At 49.4% G+C, this 14,917-nt stretch carries 13 protein-coding genes; 1 reads left to right on the plus strand and 12 read right to left on the minus strand.

Features of this window, described 5'->3' with window-relative positions; all coding sequences use genetic code 11:
- Positions 1 to 6: 6 nt before the first annotated feature.
- Positions 7 to 1,230 carry a hypothetical protein gene (locus XMD564_RS04640; protein WP_173507903.1) on the minus strand — a complete coding sequence of 408 codons (1,224 nt, stop codon included), beginning with the start codon at positions 1,228 to 1,230 and terminating at the stop codon, positions 7 to 9.
- An 11-nt stretch (positions 1,231 to 1,241) separates the two neighbouring features.
- The gene (locus tag XMD564_RS04645) at positions 1,242 to 2,636 is read right to left on the minus strand and encodes a cytochrome ubiquinol oxidase subunit I (protein ID WP_173507904.1); all 1,395 of its coding nucleotides are present in this window, start codon (positions 2,634 to 2,636) and stop codon (positions 1,242 to 1,244) included.
- A 258-nt stretch (positions 2,637 to 2,894) separates the two neighbouring features.
- Here XMD564_RS04645 and XMD564_RS04650 point away from each other — a divergent pair, with 258 nt between their 5' ends.
- Entirely contained in the window at positions 2,895 to 4,106 is a 1,212-nt protein-coding gene (locus XMD564_RS04650) for a hypothetical protein (protein ID WP_173484126.1), read from the plus strand.
- A gap of 78 nt (positions 4,107 to 4,184) precedes the next feature.
- On the opposite strand, the gene XMD564_RS04655 is transcribed toward XMD564_RS04650, so the two are convergent.
- The 10 genes from XMD564_RS04655 to pyrE form a co-directional block, all read right to left on the minus strand.
- Complete coding sequence (locus XMD564_RS04655; protein WP_173481935.1) at positions 4,185 to 5,237, minus strand: GTP-binding protein; 1,053 nt, start codon at positions 5,235 to 5,237, stop codon at positions 4,185 to 4,187.
- 12 nt (positions 5,238 to 5,249) lie between these two features.
- Complete coding sequence (locus XMD564_RS04660) at positions 5,250 to 6,860, minus strand: amino acid ABC transporter ATP-binding/permease protein (protein ID WP_173507905.1); 1,611 nt, start codon at positions 6,858 to 6,860, stop codon at positions 5,250 to 5,252.
- Positions 6,857 to 8,542, minus strand: coding sequence for a thiol reductant ABC exporter subunit CydD (cydD, locus tag XMD564_RS04665; RefSeq protein ID WP_173484125.1), 1,686 nt, complete (start codon positions 8,540 to 8,542; stop codon positions 6,857 to 6,859). The genes XMD564_RS04660 and cydD overlap by 4 nt, the downstream gene beginning before the upstream one ends.
- A 73-nt stretch (positions 8,543 to 8,615) precedes the next feature.
- The gene (gene cydX / locus XMD564_RS04670; RefSeq protein ID WP_173481938.1) at positions 8,616 to 8,720 is read right to left on the minus strand and encodes a cytochrome bd-I oxidase subunit CydX; all 105 of its coding nucleotides are present in this window, start codon (positions 8,718 to 8,720) and stop codon (positions 8,616 to 8,618) included.
- Positions 8,721 to 8,732: 12 nt separating this feature from the next.
- On the minus strand, positions 8,733 to 9,869 hold the full coding sequence (gene cydB / locus XMD564_RS04675) for a cytochrome d ubiquinol oxidase subunit II (protein WP_173481939.1): 1,137 nt from the start codon (positions 9,867 to 9,869) through the stop codon (positions 8,733 to 8,735).
- A gap of 2 nt (positions 9,870 to 9,871) precedes the next feature.
- Positions 9,872 to 11,440: a cytochrome ubiquinol oxidase subunit I gene (locus tag XMD564_RS04680; RefSeq protein WP_173481940.1), complete on the minus strand. Its 1,569-nt coding sequence runs from the start codon at positions 11,438 to 11,440 to the stop codon at positions 9,872 to 9,874.
- A 145-nt stretch (positions 11,441 to 11,585) separates the two neighbouring features.
- Complete coding sequence (modC, locus tag XMD564_RS04685; RefSeq protein ID WP_173481941.1) at positions 11,586 to 12,668, minus strand: molybdenum ABC transporter ATP-binding protein; 1,083 nt, start codon at positions 12,666 to 12,668, stop codon at positions 11,586 to 11,588.
- Positions 12,665 to 13,357 carry a molybdate ABC transporter permease subunit gene (gene modB / locus XMD564_RS04690; protein ID WP_173481942.1) on the minus strand — a complete coding sequence of 231 codons (693 nt, stop codon included), beginning with the start codon at positions 13,355 to 13,357 and terminating at the stop codon, positions 12,665 to 12,667. Before modB ends, modC begins: the two co-directional genes overlap by 4 nt.
- On the minus strand, positions 13,350 to 14,129 hold the full coding sequence (modA, locus tag XMD564_RS04695) for a molybdate ABC transporter substrate-binding protein (protein ID WP_173481943.1): 780 nt from the start codon (positions 14,127 to 14,129) through the stop codon (positions 13,350 to 13,352). The genes modB and modA overlap by 8 nt, the downstream gene beginning before the upstream one ends.
- 3 nt (positions 14,130 to 14,132) lie before the next feature.
- The gene (gene pyrE / locus XMD564_RS04700) at positions 14,133 to 14,780 is read right to left on the minus strand and encodes an orotate phosphoribosyltransferase (protein ID WP_173481944.1); all 648 of its coding nucleotides are present in this window, start codon (positions 14,778 to 14,780) and stop codon (positions 14,133 to 14,135) included.
- Positions 14,781 to 14,917: the final 137 nt, after the last annotated feature.

The raw sequence follows: 14,917 nt of genomic DNA on the forward strand, positions 1-14,917 counted from the left end.
AGCTCCTTACTGTGCCCATACCCAGAATCCGACGGCAAAGTAGTGCACGATCCAGATTAAGATGATGTAAATGGTCCAGTTACCGAGGCGAGAGATAGCCACAGAGGGCGTGTAGGTGCCTTCTGTTTGTCCTGCCTGCCATGCAACCGTGATTAGATAGGTGCAGGCCATGCCACCGACAACCGCAAAGGTCGCGAAGAACAGAATGGTGCTGTACCAATCCATGTTGATTGGGTAGTCCATTGGGTTGTAGCCAGACTCAACGACTAGGGCAAACCAGCGAATGATTTCACGATCAACCGCGACCAGTGCGATCACTACAAAGGCGATCGCTACTAACCAGTAGGCGGTGTAGCCGTTGTTAATTTTGCTGCCAAATAGAGTCGGCACCATCGCTAAAGCGATCAATGCTACTGCTGTGATGTAGAGCATCGGGTTGGTTAAAAACTCAGTTTGGTTTTCTGGCAGGCTAACCATCCAGATTGCACCAATAAGAAGCGATACCACAGAGCCTTGTGCAAGCAGTTTGCGCGCCAGAGTATGAACAAACTCAAGGTAACCCGAGTCGCTACCAGGACGAACGCTGATGTAGTGGCGGTAGCCGTAAAGCCAAGCGCCGGTCACAGGTGCTGCGAGAGCGATCATAAATATGAAACGCGCCCAGTTGATGGAGTGTAACTGAGTGCCGCTGGCATCAATTTGACCCTGTGGTGCGTACCACTCCATCCACTGATCAGGGGATAGCATCTGGTTGGTTAGGGTGTGCATGATTAGACCCACAACAATGAATAGCGCAAGCGATAGAATCATGCTGCCAGGGCATTTTGTCTTATTCTGAGTCAGATCTTCATTTTTAAAGTAGAAGAGGTAGATCAATAGATAAGCGACTGACAGTATGATGATGAATCCAATGACCCACCAAGCGGACAGTACATTAGAGGTGTACCAGAAAGGATCATAGATCACCTGCACAAACAGCAGAGGCGCAACGCCGATAACTACGGCAACCGACACCGCAATCTTTGCGGTCGATAGCATGGCATTTGCAAGCTGGCGCCAGTAGCTATCTTGGCTCAATGCTCCACGAATTGTCAGCGCTGCACCGCCCAACATAACGTGAACCGCAAACATATGAAGAGCAAAGGTGACGACACCTAACACTAAAAATAGAATCGGATGTGAGGGAACCCCAGCCACATCACGAAGTGCGTATAAAGAGTCTACATTCATCGTGATACTCCTTAGTGAGACTGAGACACAGTGATCGGATTACCCTGATCAGCCGCGACTGCAATAGATTGATCTTTCAACTGACGAATAAAGCTAGCCAAGGCCACTGCTTCATCTTGTTGAAGTGGAATTTGTGGCATATAGAGCGTTGTACCACTCGACAGTGCCGCTCTTAAGTAGGCCGCAATATCCGACTCGCTAGAGTCGTCACCAAAGTAATTTGCCAGTGGGCGAATCCCTGTATCGGTCAGTGAGTGACAGTTTGAACAGGTGTTCAACGCTAGAGCTTGACCAACCGCCTCTTTATTAGAGTCAGTCACCGTGCGCAGCTCCTCGGGAAGGAAGATCAGAGCGTTAGTGAAGCCATGCTCTTCAATGGTTGGGATTTCACTTTGAATGCCAAGCCCCGGAACATCACGCCCAATAACCTGGTTAGAGTAAACGTATCCACCTGCAACATAGGGCTTACGGATCGACTCGCGCGCCACTTCCTCTGGCCAGAGACCGAACACCAAAATGACGACCGTCATTACGCCTGCGATGGCTGGTTTTAGCAGTTTAGGTGCTGCCAACGTCGCTGCGAAATAGGCCATGATGCCGCCCATTACAGAGATTAGAGCGGGTGTGAAGTATTCCGGTAGACGGTTCTCCATGACCAATTCAGCGGTCGCTGGAATGGTTGATAGGTACCATTTGAATAGACCAAGGCCGGCTGCAGTCGCTACCAAACCTAGAATCGCCAAACGACGAACCATCTCTTTGCGGAAATCGATATCTTTAATTGAAGAGGCAACAATGCCCCCGACTACCGCTGTCATGGTGAACATAAACGCCGTTCGCATCGCCAATTGCGCAAAGGTGTTGGCGCCGTAGAAACCGTTCAAGTAACCGCCTTCGGTGTACCAACTCTCATTACCAGGCATCAGCATGAACGACAGAATACCGATAATGATTAGCATGGTTGTGTAAGAAGCTAGGCCAAAGATGATACTGATGCGCAGGTGTGTTTTCTGATCTACCTTATTCACCAAGTAAACGATCATGTAGACACCGATGACCTCGATGACAAAGAAGACCCACTCAGTTGCCCACTTCCAGACAAAGCTATGAATCAGTGCCGAAATACCTCGCGGACTTCCGACTGTGGTTGAGAACCAGATGCCTGGCCCGGTAATCGAACCTAAGACATAAGAGAAGACCAAAAGAAACAGGCCGTAACGACGAATGTAGTCGAGAAGCTCTGGGCGGTTCTTACGGTAAGCGACCACCGCAAGGTAAGAGAAGACCAGTGCTGCACCCACCGATGTGTGTGAAAACAGAACGTGTATGGTCGCAATGATACCGATGATCCAACCTGAACCAAGAGTCGGTTCAAACCAGACTGGATAGAGTCCTAGCATCTCCATTGAATAATTCCCCTTGAAGACGATACGTTTTGAGGAGTGCCTCCCCGCTCAATGGTCGAGTCATCTCGACCAGCTTGGCGAGCAGTATCTATTCATGCAGTGATCGTCGCATTGAGAATCCGCAACCGGATTTAATGGTTTTTGCGATAAATCAAAAGGGGATGATTAATATCTATATTAGATATTGCTAATTTAATGATTTGTTAATATATTAGAAAAGTCTAATACATTATGGTTTAACTAATTAGGAGATCTCCCATGTTCAGAAGAGACTCAACTCAGCCTTGGCATCCTAGCTTTTTCTTAGCTGCACTTGGCGCTGGCGGTATGTCAGTGGCATTTTTTATGTACCTAATGTGGATGGTTCCGCATAAGGGTTACCCTATGCCAACCTGGGACCACTGGACGAGTGCCTGGAGTGCTGACATTGCCAGTGGTATTCCAATGCCATTGATTATCGTTTTTGCTATTGCCGGTGTCGTTATTTTTGGCTTGTTGCACATTGCGCTGTTGGTTTGGAATATTCGCGAATACAACGCAGTTAAAGGCACTGACGCCCACGAGAGGATTTTGAACTCACCCGCTGAAGTTCAAATGATGGCCTTGCCTCTGACCTTCTCCATGACAGTGAACGTGATGTTTGTATCGGGTGCGCTATTTGTTCCGGGTCTATGGACGATTATTGAGTGGATGTTCCCCGGCGCGCTGATCGCCTTTTTGATCATCGGTTACTACGCGCTAAAAATGTACGGACGTTACTTGGGTCGCATGTTGACGCAGGGGGGTTACCGCAGTGAAGAGCACAACCACCTTTCACCTTTGATGGCGGCCTTTACCTTTTCGATGCTATCGGTCGGCTTTGCGGCGCCTGCAGCGATGTCACACATTCCCGCTGTTATTACAATTGCCGCGGTGTTCTCTTACCTGTTCTTAATCGCCGCAGTGTTGGTTGTTCTGGTCGTTTTGGTGTCGGGCGTCAATGCGATGATGCAGCATGGTCTACAAGAGCAAGCGACGCCAAGTCTTTGGATGTTGGTACCGATTGTGACACTGCTCGGTATTGAGTGGTTACGTATGGAACATGGCATTGCTCACCTAACCGGTGGTGCATTGGATGCTGGCGATAACTTCCAAATGATGACGTTGATGGTTGCCCTGCAAGCCGTGATCTTGATGGTTGGGTACCGTGTCATGAAGTTGAATGGTTACCTAGACAAGTATCTGCACGGAGGTGAGCACAGCCCAGTTGCCTTTGGTCTGGTCTGCCCAGGTGTTGCCTTCTTTGTGCTGAACCTTTTCTGGTGGCACGTTGCGATTGTCGGCAACGGCATTGTCGCTAAGTTTGGCTTAGTCTACTGGTTGGGTATCGGGGTTATGTTCTTGATTCAGGCCGCGACGATTTATGCGATTGTCCGCCTTACAAACAACATGCTTCGCCACCCAGAGTTAGTGGTAGAACCTGCAGTATAAACAGTAGGAGCGATCTCGAAGAGGTCGCGATTAACTGAAAAACCCCATGAAATGTCGTTATTTCATGGGGTTTTTACTTTACGGCTCCGCAATATCAATCAGCTCCTTAAACGTGTTCTCGATAAACTCTTTGCTGACGTTTTGCGTGATAAACACTAATCGTGTTCGCTGATCATCGTTTGGCCAGGCTGGTAGAGGAACGGGTGGGTGAAACAGTTGCTGTACCCCATGAATGACTAGGGGTTCTGCAACGCCTTCAATATTTAGTAGGCCTTTGATACGTAGGATGTTGCTGCCGACTAGACTCATTAATAACTGCATCCAATCTTGAAGCGCTTCTTTGCTAATCGGCTTTTCAACGGTCAGGCAGAAGGATTCGATGTTGTCACCATGACGTTTGGCATGATCATGATCGCAGCCATGCTGATGGCAATCATGGTCATGGTGGTGATCATGTTGTTCAGAATAAGCCTCCTCTTTTAACCAGGCCTCTACATCGGTTAGTTTGCCCTCAGTAGTGAACAATCCTAGGTTGAGCAGCTGATTAGGGTCTGCTTTACCGCTGGCCACCTCAAGCTTACGCGCACTGGGATTGATTTGGGTAAGTCGGCTGATTAACGCCTCTTTTGCCACTTTATCGGTCATATCCCCTTTGGTGAGTAGCAGCAGGTCTGCCAAAGCAGCCTGTTTTACGGACTCTTTATGCTGATCTAAGGTGTGTGACCCCGTAGCCAGATCGACCGTCGTGACAACACCATCTAATTGATAGGCTTCAGCAATCCAGCGATCGGTCATCAGAGTGTGAATGATGGGAGCAGGGTCTGCCAACCCAGTTGTCTCAATGATGATGCGCTTGAATTGTCGACCCTCAGGCTCTGAAATTTGTGCGGTTACTTCGTGAAGCGTGTTGACCAGATCACCCCGCACGGTGCAACACATGCACCCGCTGTCCATCTCCATCAAGACATTCTCGTTGCTCTCAGCCACCAACAGATGATCCAAGGCGATTTCACCAAACTCATTAATGATAACCAGAGTATCTGATAGTTCAGGCTGATTAATTAAGTAATTCAGTAGTGTGGTTTTTCCACTGCCTAAAAAGCCTGTGAGGAGTGTAATAGGGGTTTTCATAACAATGTCTCTCTACAGCTGGTGTAAGGCGTCCTGCGAAGCTCGTTGCTCAAGATCATGTGACACCAGAATAACCAGCTTATGTTGCCAAAGATCTCGTAGCGAATTGACGATGGTGGATTGAAGCTCAGCATCCATTCCAGCGAAGGGCTCATCTAACAGCAGGATGTCAGCCTGTTTCAGAAGCAGACGCGCCAAACCAATGCGTTTTAACTCACCGCCAGATGGCTCCCATTCACCAGGACCAATCCAAGTGTCGAGTTGCTTGGGTAGTGATTCGACCCATTCGCCTAGCTCTACTGTTTGCAGTGCACTGATAATCTCTTCGTCGCTTCGTTGGCCAGTGAAGTCTAGGTTGTGACGCAGTGTAGAGCGAACAATCTGTACTCGTTGAGGTAGATAAGCGATTTGAGATAAGGCGGTACCTTCAACGATCAGGCTGCCCTGCTGTAGCTCAAGTTCGCCAGCAATTAATCGAAGTAGTGTGGTTTTACCGCGGCCACTCTGTCCGGCAATCCAGTTTAAACCTAGCTGATTAAACTCAACAGATCGCGCTTCGAAGACGCTCTGTGCACTCCCCTCATAAGCGTATGAGAGCTCTTTGATTGAGATACCAAAATAGGGCTTTTCTATGCATATAGTGCGTTTTTCTTCGAAGTTTTGCTTATTTTTACTACTTTTGCCTAAGCGACTTAAAGCGCGTTGGCCTAACAGAAGGTGCGAGATGGCTCCATTTGCAGCGGCAAAGACCTCAATGGTTCCGAGAGATAACAGCAGCAACATAAAGATTAATGCGCCGGCCAGTTCACCCGTGAGATAGGCCTGCAGAGCCATGAGCAGTGTTAAGCCGACCAAAGATAAATTAATCAATTGCGATAGAAGGTTGATGAGTTGCTGGCGCTTTAGGGCTTGGAGTTCGAATAGATCCGACTGTCGGCTCTGCTGGCGCAACCTATTGCCCTCATGTTCAAGCTGCTGCGACAGGGTGAGCAGGCGCAAGCTTGAGAAGATACCGCTGGCGCGTGACCAGAGTGCATTTCGACTCAGATGCAGCTCAGACTCGGGCTCCAGAACCGCTTTAGCATAGAGCCAAGGAATTCCGATCAAAGCTAATAGAATTAATGGCAGGCTAGCTATCGCTAGACCGGGTAGAAACAGAGCCGTAACCAGAATAAACCCAAGCGCTGAAAAGAGAGCGGTAATGGCAGGCACGAGCGAATGCAGATGGATCCCTTCAATGTTTTGAATATCCTGCAGCATCTGACTCGCACTGTCGTGTCGATTCATCCGTGCGCTGATGTTTTGGCTGTTGGCTAATCGAGAGAAGATATCTCGTCTTAGTGTCGATATGAGCCTAAAGGTTGCTTCGTGATTGGCCAATCGCTCCCCGTAGCGACCAGCTGTGCGGGCAATGGAGAGACCACGAACGATGGCGCCGGGGGTGAAAAAGTTAAATGCATGAGCGGCGGCTGCCGTCACACCGGCTAAAGCCGCTGCACTGATGAACCAGCCTGATACAGCCAGTAGAGCGATGCCGGCAAATGCAGTGACAATGGATAGGGTTAAGCCGAGTAGAAAGACGCCTCGCTCTGCTAGCAGTAGAGACCAGTAGTGTCGATTCATGCATCTACCTCCGCTTTAGCTAAAGTGAGTCGTTGCGTGAAGTTGAAGCGATTGGTGCGGTGACTGGCCATGATGATCATGCCACCCTGTTCAACATACTGGTTTAGAGCATTCATAAACAATTCGGCGGTATCAACATCTAAGTTCGCTACAGGTTCATCAAGAAGCAGTAGTTTAGGTCGATGCAGAAGCGCTCGCGCAATCGAAAGACGTTGTGTCTGACCTCCCGATAGAAAGTGCCCAGAGTCCGTGATGAAGTAGTCCAAACCCTGCGGAAGTTGCTTAACGACGGTTTCTAATTGAGCCGATCCTAGGGCAGCCCAAATGTCATCATCAGAGTAACTCTTACCTAAGCAGAGGTTCTCCCTTAACGATCCATAGATCAGTTCTGGGTGCTGGGTTATGTATCCAATGGTCTGCTGCCAGTGAGGGTTGCTGTAAGGTTCGATTGTTGTTTCGTCAGCAGACAGGGATCCAGATAGTGGGGGACGAAGCCCTGCTAGGGTATCGAGTAAGCTCGTTTTTCCTGTGCCAGAAGGCGCTTCAATCAGTAGTGATTCACCCGCTTTAAGCTCAACAGAGACAGGTTTGTGAATGGCTTGATCACTACCTGATACTAAGCCTTCGATTTTTATCGATGCTTTAAAAGAGCCTGCTTTTGAAGGTTCACTAACTACCCTTGACTGTTCAGCGGCCTGTTTGAGTTGCTCAATTTGCTCGGCGACAGCCCGAGCATTCGATTTTGCGTGGTATAGCGCGCCCATCTTACGCAGGGGTAAGTAGTATTCGGGCGCTAGCATCAATAGAAAGGCACCTTCAGCAAAACTGATGTCTGTTCCCCATGCACCGAGAGAGTATTTGTCCAAAAAGAAGAGTCCTAAATAGACTGCGACCAGTGCCACGCTGATCGCGGCAAAAAACTCCAAGAGCGTCCCGGACAGAAACGCCAAACGCAGAACTTTCATCGTGCTAATACGGAACTGATCCGATTGATGATGCAACGCCTCGGTCTCTCTATCGACTGCTCTCTCTTGCTGAAGCAGATCGACGTTACGAAGACGATCTTCGAGTAGATGGCCAAGCCGATTGAGCTGCTCTAAGTTGTTGCGTGACGCTTCCCCCGCTTTATTACCGACAATGATCATAAAGATCGGAATCAAAGGCGTGGTCAGCAACAAAATCAGCGGCACTAACCAGTTCACAAAGCTAGCGGCAATTAGAATCAAAACGGGAGTCCATACAGCCATCTGCTTTTGAATCTTAAACTCTGCGTAATACTCTTTGAGCTTGTCGACTTCACTGGTCAGCAGGTTGGCCAGTTGTGCCGGCTTGAAAGCAGGGAAGAGCGAAATCCCAGTTTTAAAACTGAGGCTAAGAATCTGCTCTCGCAAGCGATCGCGGATGGTGACTGAGTTGCGCAGATTGATAGTCGATTGCCAGAGTGATGCAGCCGCTTTAACGGCAAGAATGAGGAAGGCCGCAGCGACCAAAAGAAGCGGGCTGTGATCTAAGCTGCCCTGAGTTAATACCTGATCGATCAACAGAGCGACCCAGTAGGCGAATCCAATAGTACAAAGCGTTTGAATCACGCCCAATAGCAGCGACAGGCGCATGGAACCCTTCAGATCAAACTGGTGCTGATCGAGGATTGCGGTCGGGTTGGATTTTCGTTGTCTGGCCAACTTAACACTCACTAAGGTTTACAAAAAAAGGGGCTCGAAAGCCCCTTGATTACGTACAGCTAGAGCGTACAGATTAATCGTCTGCGCGCTGCTCCTCTTCAGCATCCAACCACATCGCGTTGATGATGCCGAAGCTGCAGGCTAGGAGTACGCCAAGGATCCAAGCAAAATACCACATCTTCTTAATCTCCTAGTAGTTTGAAACGCTGTTTTGTTCGATGAACTCAGGTTCAATTCGACGCCACATTTTGTAGTAGCCCCAGAAGGTGTAACCCAAAATGATCGGTACAAAGAACAGAGCCACCCAGAACATGATCTCAAGTGTCAGTTCACTCGACGTCGCATCCCACAGCGTTAGAGCGCTGGCTAGATCAGTCGATGAAGGCATCACGAATGGGAATAGGGTGAAACCGGTCATAAGAATGATCGCTGCGATCGCCAGTGAGCTCAACGTAAAGGCAAAACCACTTTTACCCGCTTTAGCCATTAAGCTTGTTAGCAGAGGGAGTGCCACAGATGCCGCTACCAATGTCCAAAGGATTGGGTAATCGGTGTAGTTACCGAACCAGTTGTCAGTGGTCGTTACGGTTTTGCTCAACGGGTTAGAAGGAGCATCACCCACGACAGTAGAGCTGATTTCGTAACCAGGAATACCGTAGTACAACCATGCACCCGCAACCGCTAAGAGTACCGTTAGAACCGGACCTAGCAGAGTTGCCATAGTTTGAGCGCGGCCTTGAACCTCACCGCCGGCACGCATCTGCAACCAAGTTGCACCCTGCAGAGCAAGCATTACCACGCTGGCTAGGCCACAGACAATGGCGAATGGGTTCAACAGAGCCCAGAAAGAACCGGTGTAGATTGGGCGGGTAAACTCATCAAAGTAGAAGGGCACGCCTAAGAATAGGTTGCCGAATGCCACACCAAAGACCAGTGATGGAACAAACGAGCCCACTGCCAGTGCATAGTCCCAGTTGCGACGCCAAGCGACAGAGTCCTTCTTAGAGCGGTACTCAAATCCGACAGGACGGAAGAATAGTGCGAACAGTACCAGTAGCATGGCCCAGTAGAAGCCAGAGAATGCTGTTGCGTAAACCAGTGGCCAAGCGGCAAAGATGGCACCACCGGCAGTGATTAACCACACCTGGTTACCGTCCCAGTGAGGCCCGATGGTATTGATGATGACGCGGCGCTCAGTGTCCGTTTTACCCAATACAGGGATCATCATAGCAGTACCCAAATCCATGCCGTCTGCAATGGCAAAACCAATCAGCAGTACACCAACCAGCAGCCACCAAACAAGTCGAAGCGTTTCGTAATCAAACATCATTAAGCTCCTTGAGTCGCTGTGTTCTGTTCAAAGTGGTAACGGCCAGTCTGCAAGGCGCTTGGGCCTTTGCGGATGTATTTCACCATCAGGTAGATCTCGATGACCAAGAACAGAGTGTAGAGTCCAATAAAGCCCGCCAAGCTCATCCACAGATCCGTCTCAGTTAGGTGAGAGGTTGCGACATAGGTCGGAAGAATTTCACCGATCGCCCAAGGTTGACGGCCAAATTCAGCAACGAACCAACCCATCTCACTGGCAATCCAAGGAAGCGGTAGAGAGAGCAGTGCGAACCACTGCAACCAACGTGTCTGGTAAGCCTTACGCTTAGCGGTGTAGTAGAAGGCTAGGACAAATAGAAGCAGCATCGTAAAGCCTGCACCGACCATGACACGGAAGGTCCAGAACATCGGAGCCACCTGTGGAATGGTGTCCCGAGCCGCCAGTTTGATCTGCTCTTCGGTCGCGTCAACAACCGCCTGCGTGTAACGCTTCAACAGCAGACCGTAGCCCAGATCAACGCTGACTTTAGAGAACGCAGCACGATTTTCAGGAGTGTCTTCACCGTTACGCAGTTTCTCTAGAAGGCCATAAGCGACAATGCCGTTGCGAATGCGATCTTCAGCATGAGCCACTAGATCTTTAATACCGGTAACCTCCTCATCCAAGGAGCGGGTTGCAATTAGACCCAAGGCGCCCGGAATTTTCAGAGCGTAGTCAGTTGTCATGGTCTCTTCATTGGGAAGGCCGACAACGGTAAAGGCTGCAGGTGCTGGGTGTGTATCCCACTCCGCCTCGATCGCTGCCAATTTAACCTTCTGCACTTCGCCCACTTCGTAGCCAGATTCGTCACCTAACACGATGACAGAGATCGCAGAGGCTAAACCGAAGGCTGAAGCGATCGCGAATGAACGACGTGCAAATGGAATGTCACGGTTACGCAGCATGAAGTAGCTGCTGACGGCTAGAACGAAGATAGCGCCCGTTACATAACCTGCAGAGACAGTGTGAACAAACTTAACCTGCGCCACTGGGTTTAGCAGGACTTCCGCGAAGCTGTCCATCTCCATGCGCATGGTTTCAAAGTTGAAGTAGGCCCCAACAGGGTTCTGCATCCAACCGTTGGCGATCAAAATCCACAACGCAGAGAAGTTAGAGCCCAGTGCGACCAACCAGGTCACAGCAAGGTGCTGTACCTTGCTCAGGCGATCCCAACCGAAGAAGAACAGGCCGATCATAGTGGATTCAAGGAAGAAGGCTACCAGACCTTCAATCGCCAGCGGTGCACCAAAGACGTCGCCCACGTAGTGCGAGTAGTAGGCCCAGTTGGTTCCAAATTGGAACTCCATGGTCAAACCGGTGGTCACACCTAGCGCGAAGTTAATACCGAACAACTTACCCCAGAATTTGGTCATATCGCGGTAGATCTGCTTGCCGGTCATGACATAGACAGATTCCATGATGGCCAGCAGGAAGGATAGACCGAGGGTCAGTGGTACAAATAGAAAGTGATACATCGCGGTAATAGCAAACTGCCAACGCGATAGTTCCACAACCGATTCTGAAATCATCGGGGATGCCTCCAGTAGACAAATTAAGCACAAAAATTATGTGCACTGCACAAAGTTTCAGAATTGTAATCGGTTATATAGTCAAAAGTAATTGATATATATCTAAAGTCTTAACGATAAATGCTCACGACTAGTTGAGAAAATCTCAACCTTGGCAGCGGTTAGAGGGGCAGATGTTGACCGATTTTATGATCAGAACGCAGGGATCGCCGATCTTGAGGTTTAGATTGTTAAGGGAGCGTTTGGTGATGTGTGTTGAGACGATATCTGTTGCAATGCACACGTTAATAAGTACATCACTCGATGAAGTCGTTTCAATGGATTCAACCCTTCCGGAAACCTGATTCAAGGCAGAGATGCCTGCCACTTTTGCGGTCGATAGGATTAGATCGTTCGCGACCAGTTCAAGGCAGACCGCTGAACCTATGGGTGCATCAAGGGTCGGCACATAGAGTGTTTCGCTGGCCACTTGAAGCTCGGACAGTCCATCGGGGTGTTGTGCCACTAACTGGGTTGTCAGTGTCGACTTGATCGCACGATTGGCGGTTCGCGCGACCTTGCTGTTGGCCATCACCTCTCGCGCAGGCCCTTGAGTCACAATGCGGCCCTGCTCCAGTGCGATGACATGGTCAGCCAGCTCTAATACCTCTTCGGGTGAGTGGGTTACGTAGAGCATAGGAATACCCAATTCCCGGTTTAATTTTTTGAAGTAGGGGAGTAGCTCCGCTTTTCGGGCGCCATCGAGTGCTGCAAGGGGTTCATCGGCCAGAATAAGATCTGGTGCGCTTAATAACGCACGACCAATCGCAACACGCTGTTTTTCACCACCAGAGAGTGAATTTGGCGTTCGCCTAAGTAGGGGTTTTATACCTAAAAGTTCGACGATCTGGTAAAAATCGACGCTTTTGTCGACCTTATTGAAGCGTTTCGCGTAATTTAGATTCTGCTCTACTGTCAGATGTGGAAAGAGTCGGCTCTCTTGAAAAATGTAGCCAATGTTGCGTTGATAGGGCTTTAAGCTCGTGTTTGAAGCGCTATCAAATAACACCCGATCGGACAGAGTGACGCGGCCTTGGCTGTTGCTTTGCAAGCCGGCTATCGCATTGATTGTGGTGGTTTTCCCTGAACCTGACTCGCCAAATAGAACCGTGATGCCACTGGGGGCTTCAAAGGCTATATCAAGCGAGAAGTTTGGCATCGACTGCTGCAAAGTGACTGACAGTGTCATGACTGCAACCTCCGGCTCATACGACGTGACAGCCATTCAGAGGCAAGAAGTGCGCTCATCGCGATAATAATAGAGATGATCACCAGTTTGGTCGCAGAGCTTTCACCACCGGGTACCTGAAGAAACGCATAGATAGCCGAAGGGAGTGTCTGAGTCTGACCTGGAATATTCGATACAAAGGTGATGGTGGCTCCAAACTCACCCATCGCTTTGGCAAAGCCCAGAACGGAGCCGGCGATCACACCAGGAAGCATTAAAGGTAGGGTGATGGTGATAAACACCCAGCGCCTTGAGGCACCCAGGGTTGCGGCCGCTTCCTCTAATTTAGGATCAATGGCTTCAATGGAGAGACGAATAGCGCGAACCAGTAATGGAAAAGCCATGATGGCTGCTGCTAATGCGGCACCGCTCCAGCGGAAAGCAAACTCAATTCCCCACTCAGCAAGGAATGATCCGACAGGCGTGCGTTTTCCGAAGGTCATTAACAGCAGATAACCCGTTACAACGGGCGGTAAGATCAACGGTAGATGGACAATTCCGTTGAGAAGCTGTTTCCCTGCAAACTCCTTTTTCGCCAGAAGATAGGCAACGCCAATGGCCACAGGCAGGCTAAGCAGTGTTGCCCAAAAAGCTACCTTTATTGATAGGAGAACTGCCGCCCACTCGTTGGGGCCTAGCCAATCAGTCACGTTGTTGCGAATCCATTAAAAAGCCGTTGCGCTCTAGTATCGCCCTAGACTGCTCTGAGCGCAAAAACTCTAAAAATGCCGCGGTTGATTTATCACTCTCTGTAACAGCCGCAACCGGATATAGAATTCTGTCATGGGACTCTGTAGGGAAGGTGGCAGCTATTGAGACCTTGGGTTCAGCCACCGCATCCGAGTGATAGACGATCCCTAAAGGTGCTTCACCTGAAGCAACTAATGCAAGTGCAGACCGCACATTGTCTGATTGAGCGACTTGCTGCTTAAGGGGGTCCCAAAGATCAAAATAAGTAAGTGCTTGCTTACCGTAAATGCCAGCAGGTACAGATTCCACAAGACCCATGGCCAGGTATTCATTGTCCAGCCAATCGAGCAGTTCTTGCGACCTGGTGAGGGTGAGTTTTGCGTCTGGAGTATGACTTATCAGTACCAACTGATTACTGGCAAGGTTGAAGCGAGTCGGTTCATTAATTAGCGCCCTATCAGATAGGTAATCCATCCAGGCAGTGTTGGCAGAGATGAAAATATCGGCTGGTGCGCCCATCTCTATTTGACGTGCTAAGGTGGCAGACCCCGCATAAGAGACAACAATCGAGTCTGAATGGTCTGCCTCGTAATGTTCTGTGATCTCATCGATCGCATTTTTTAAGCTCGCTGCTGCAAACACAGTAAGTGTGTTTGCAACGGCTTGTGAGGATGCAAAAGCAGCCAGACTCAGCGTGAGTATTGATCTAAGTAGGACTGCTTTAAACTGCATAAGTTATGCGCTGATTCCGTATTCGTCACGGTAGGCTCGAATGGCCGTTAACTCAGCATCACGACCACCTTGCTCTTCAAGGTACTCAACGAGATCATCTAAGGAAATGATGCTAGCAACTTGCATGTTGTAGTCACGCTCAACTTCCTGAATGGCGGAAAGCTCACCTGTACCGCGTTCCATACGGTTCAGTGCGATCACCGTGGCGGCTGGTGTTGCACCATTTTCGTCGATCAGCGTCATCACCTCACGGATAGCGGTACCCGCGGTAATGACATCGTCGATGATCAGAACACGGCCAGCGAGTGGTGCGCCCACTAGGTTGCCACCTTCACCGTGATCCTTAACCTCTTTGCGGTTAAAAACATAAGGAACGTCTTTACCGAAATCATTTGCCAGTGCAACGACGGTCGTTGTTGCAAGGGGAATGCCTTTGTAAGCAGGCCCAAGCATGACGTCGTAATCGATCTTCGCGTCTTCAATTGCCGCTGCATAGAAACGACCCAGTTTTGCTATGGCATCACCGGTATTGAAAAGGCCTGCGTTAAAAAAGTAAGGGCTAGTTCTACCCGATTTTAGGGTGAACTCACCAAATTTAAGAACGCCTTTTTCGATTGCGAATTCGATGAACTCACGCTGGTAGCTTTGCATAATAGTGAAATCCTTAGAACTGGGTTTAATCCGCGTAGGATACCTGAACAGAGTTCAACTCCCAAACCAACTTCTTTCAGCTTTAAAAAATTCCGTTTTTATGAATCTATCGCTACAATTGCAATCTTTAGTCTAAC

Source organism: Marinobacterium sp. xm-d-564, from assembly GCF_013283345.1.
Taxonomy (GTDB): Bacteria; Pseudomonadota; Gammaproteobacteria; order Pseudomonadales; family Balneatricaceae; genus Marinobacterium_E.

What these genes read in the sequence shown, in the direction of transcription:
- XMD564_RS04640 (WP_173507903.1), bottom strand. Translation starts at nt 1,230, where the DNA reads ATGAATGTAGACTCTTTATACGCACTTCGTGATGTGGCTGGGGTTCCC.
- XMD564_RS04645 (WP_173507904.1), bottom strand. Translation starts at nt 2,636, where the DNA reads ATGGAGATGCTAGGACTCTATCCAGTCTGGTTTGAACCGACTCTTGGT.
- XMD564_RS04650 (WP_173484126.1), top strand. Translation starts at nt 2,895, where the DNA reads ATGTTCAGAAGAGACTCAACTCAGCCTTGGCATCCTAGCTTTTTCTTA.
- XMD564_RS04655 (WP_173481935.1), bottom strand. Translation starts at nt 5,237, where the DNA reads ATGAAAACCCCTATTACACTCCTCACAGGCTTTTTAGGCAGTGGAAAA.
- XMD564_RS04660 (WP_173507905.1), bottom strand. Translation starts at nt 6,860, where the DNA reads ATGAATCGACACTACTGGTCTCTACTGCTAGCAGAGCGAGGCGTCTTT.
- cydX (WP_173481938.1), bottom strand. Translation starts at nt 8,720, where the DNA reads ATGTGGTATTTTGCTTGGATCCTTGGCGTACTCCTAGCCTGCAGCTTC.
- cydB (WP_173481939.1), bottom strand. Translation starts at nt 9,869, where the DNA reads ATGTTTGATTACGAAACGCTTCGACTTGTTTGGTGGCTGCTGGTTGGT.
- XMD564_RS04680 (WP_173481940.1), bottom strand. Translation starts at nt 11,440, where the DNA reads ATGATTTCAGAATCGGTTGTGGAACTATCGCGTTGGCAGTTTGCTATT.
- modC (WP_173481941.1), bottom strand. Translation starts at nt 12,668, where the DNA reads ATGACACTGTCAGTCACTTTGCAGCAGTCGATGCCAAACTTCTCGCTT.
- modA (WP_173481943.1), bottom strand. Translation starts at nt 14,129, where the DNA reads ATGCAGTTTAAAGCAGTCCTACTTAGATCAATACTCACGCTGAGTCTG.
- pyrE (WP_173481944.1), bottom strand. Translation starts at nt 14,780, where the DNA reads ATGCAAAGCTACCAGCGTGAGTTCATCGAATTCGCAATCGAAAAAGGC.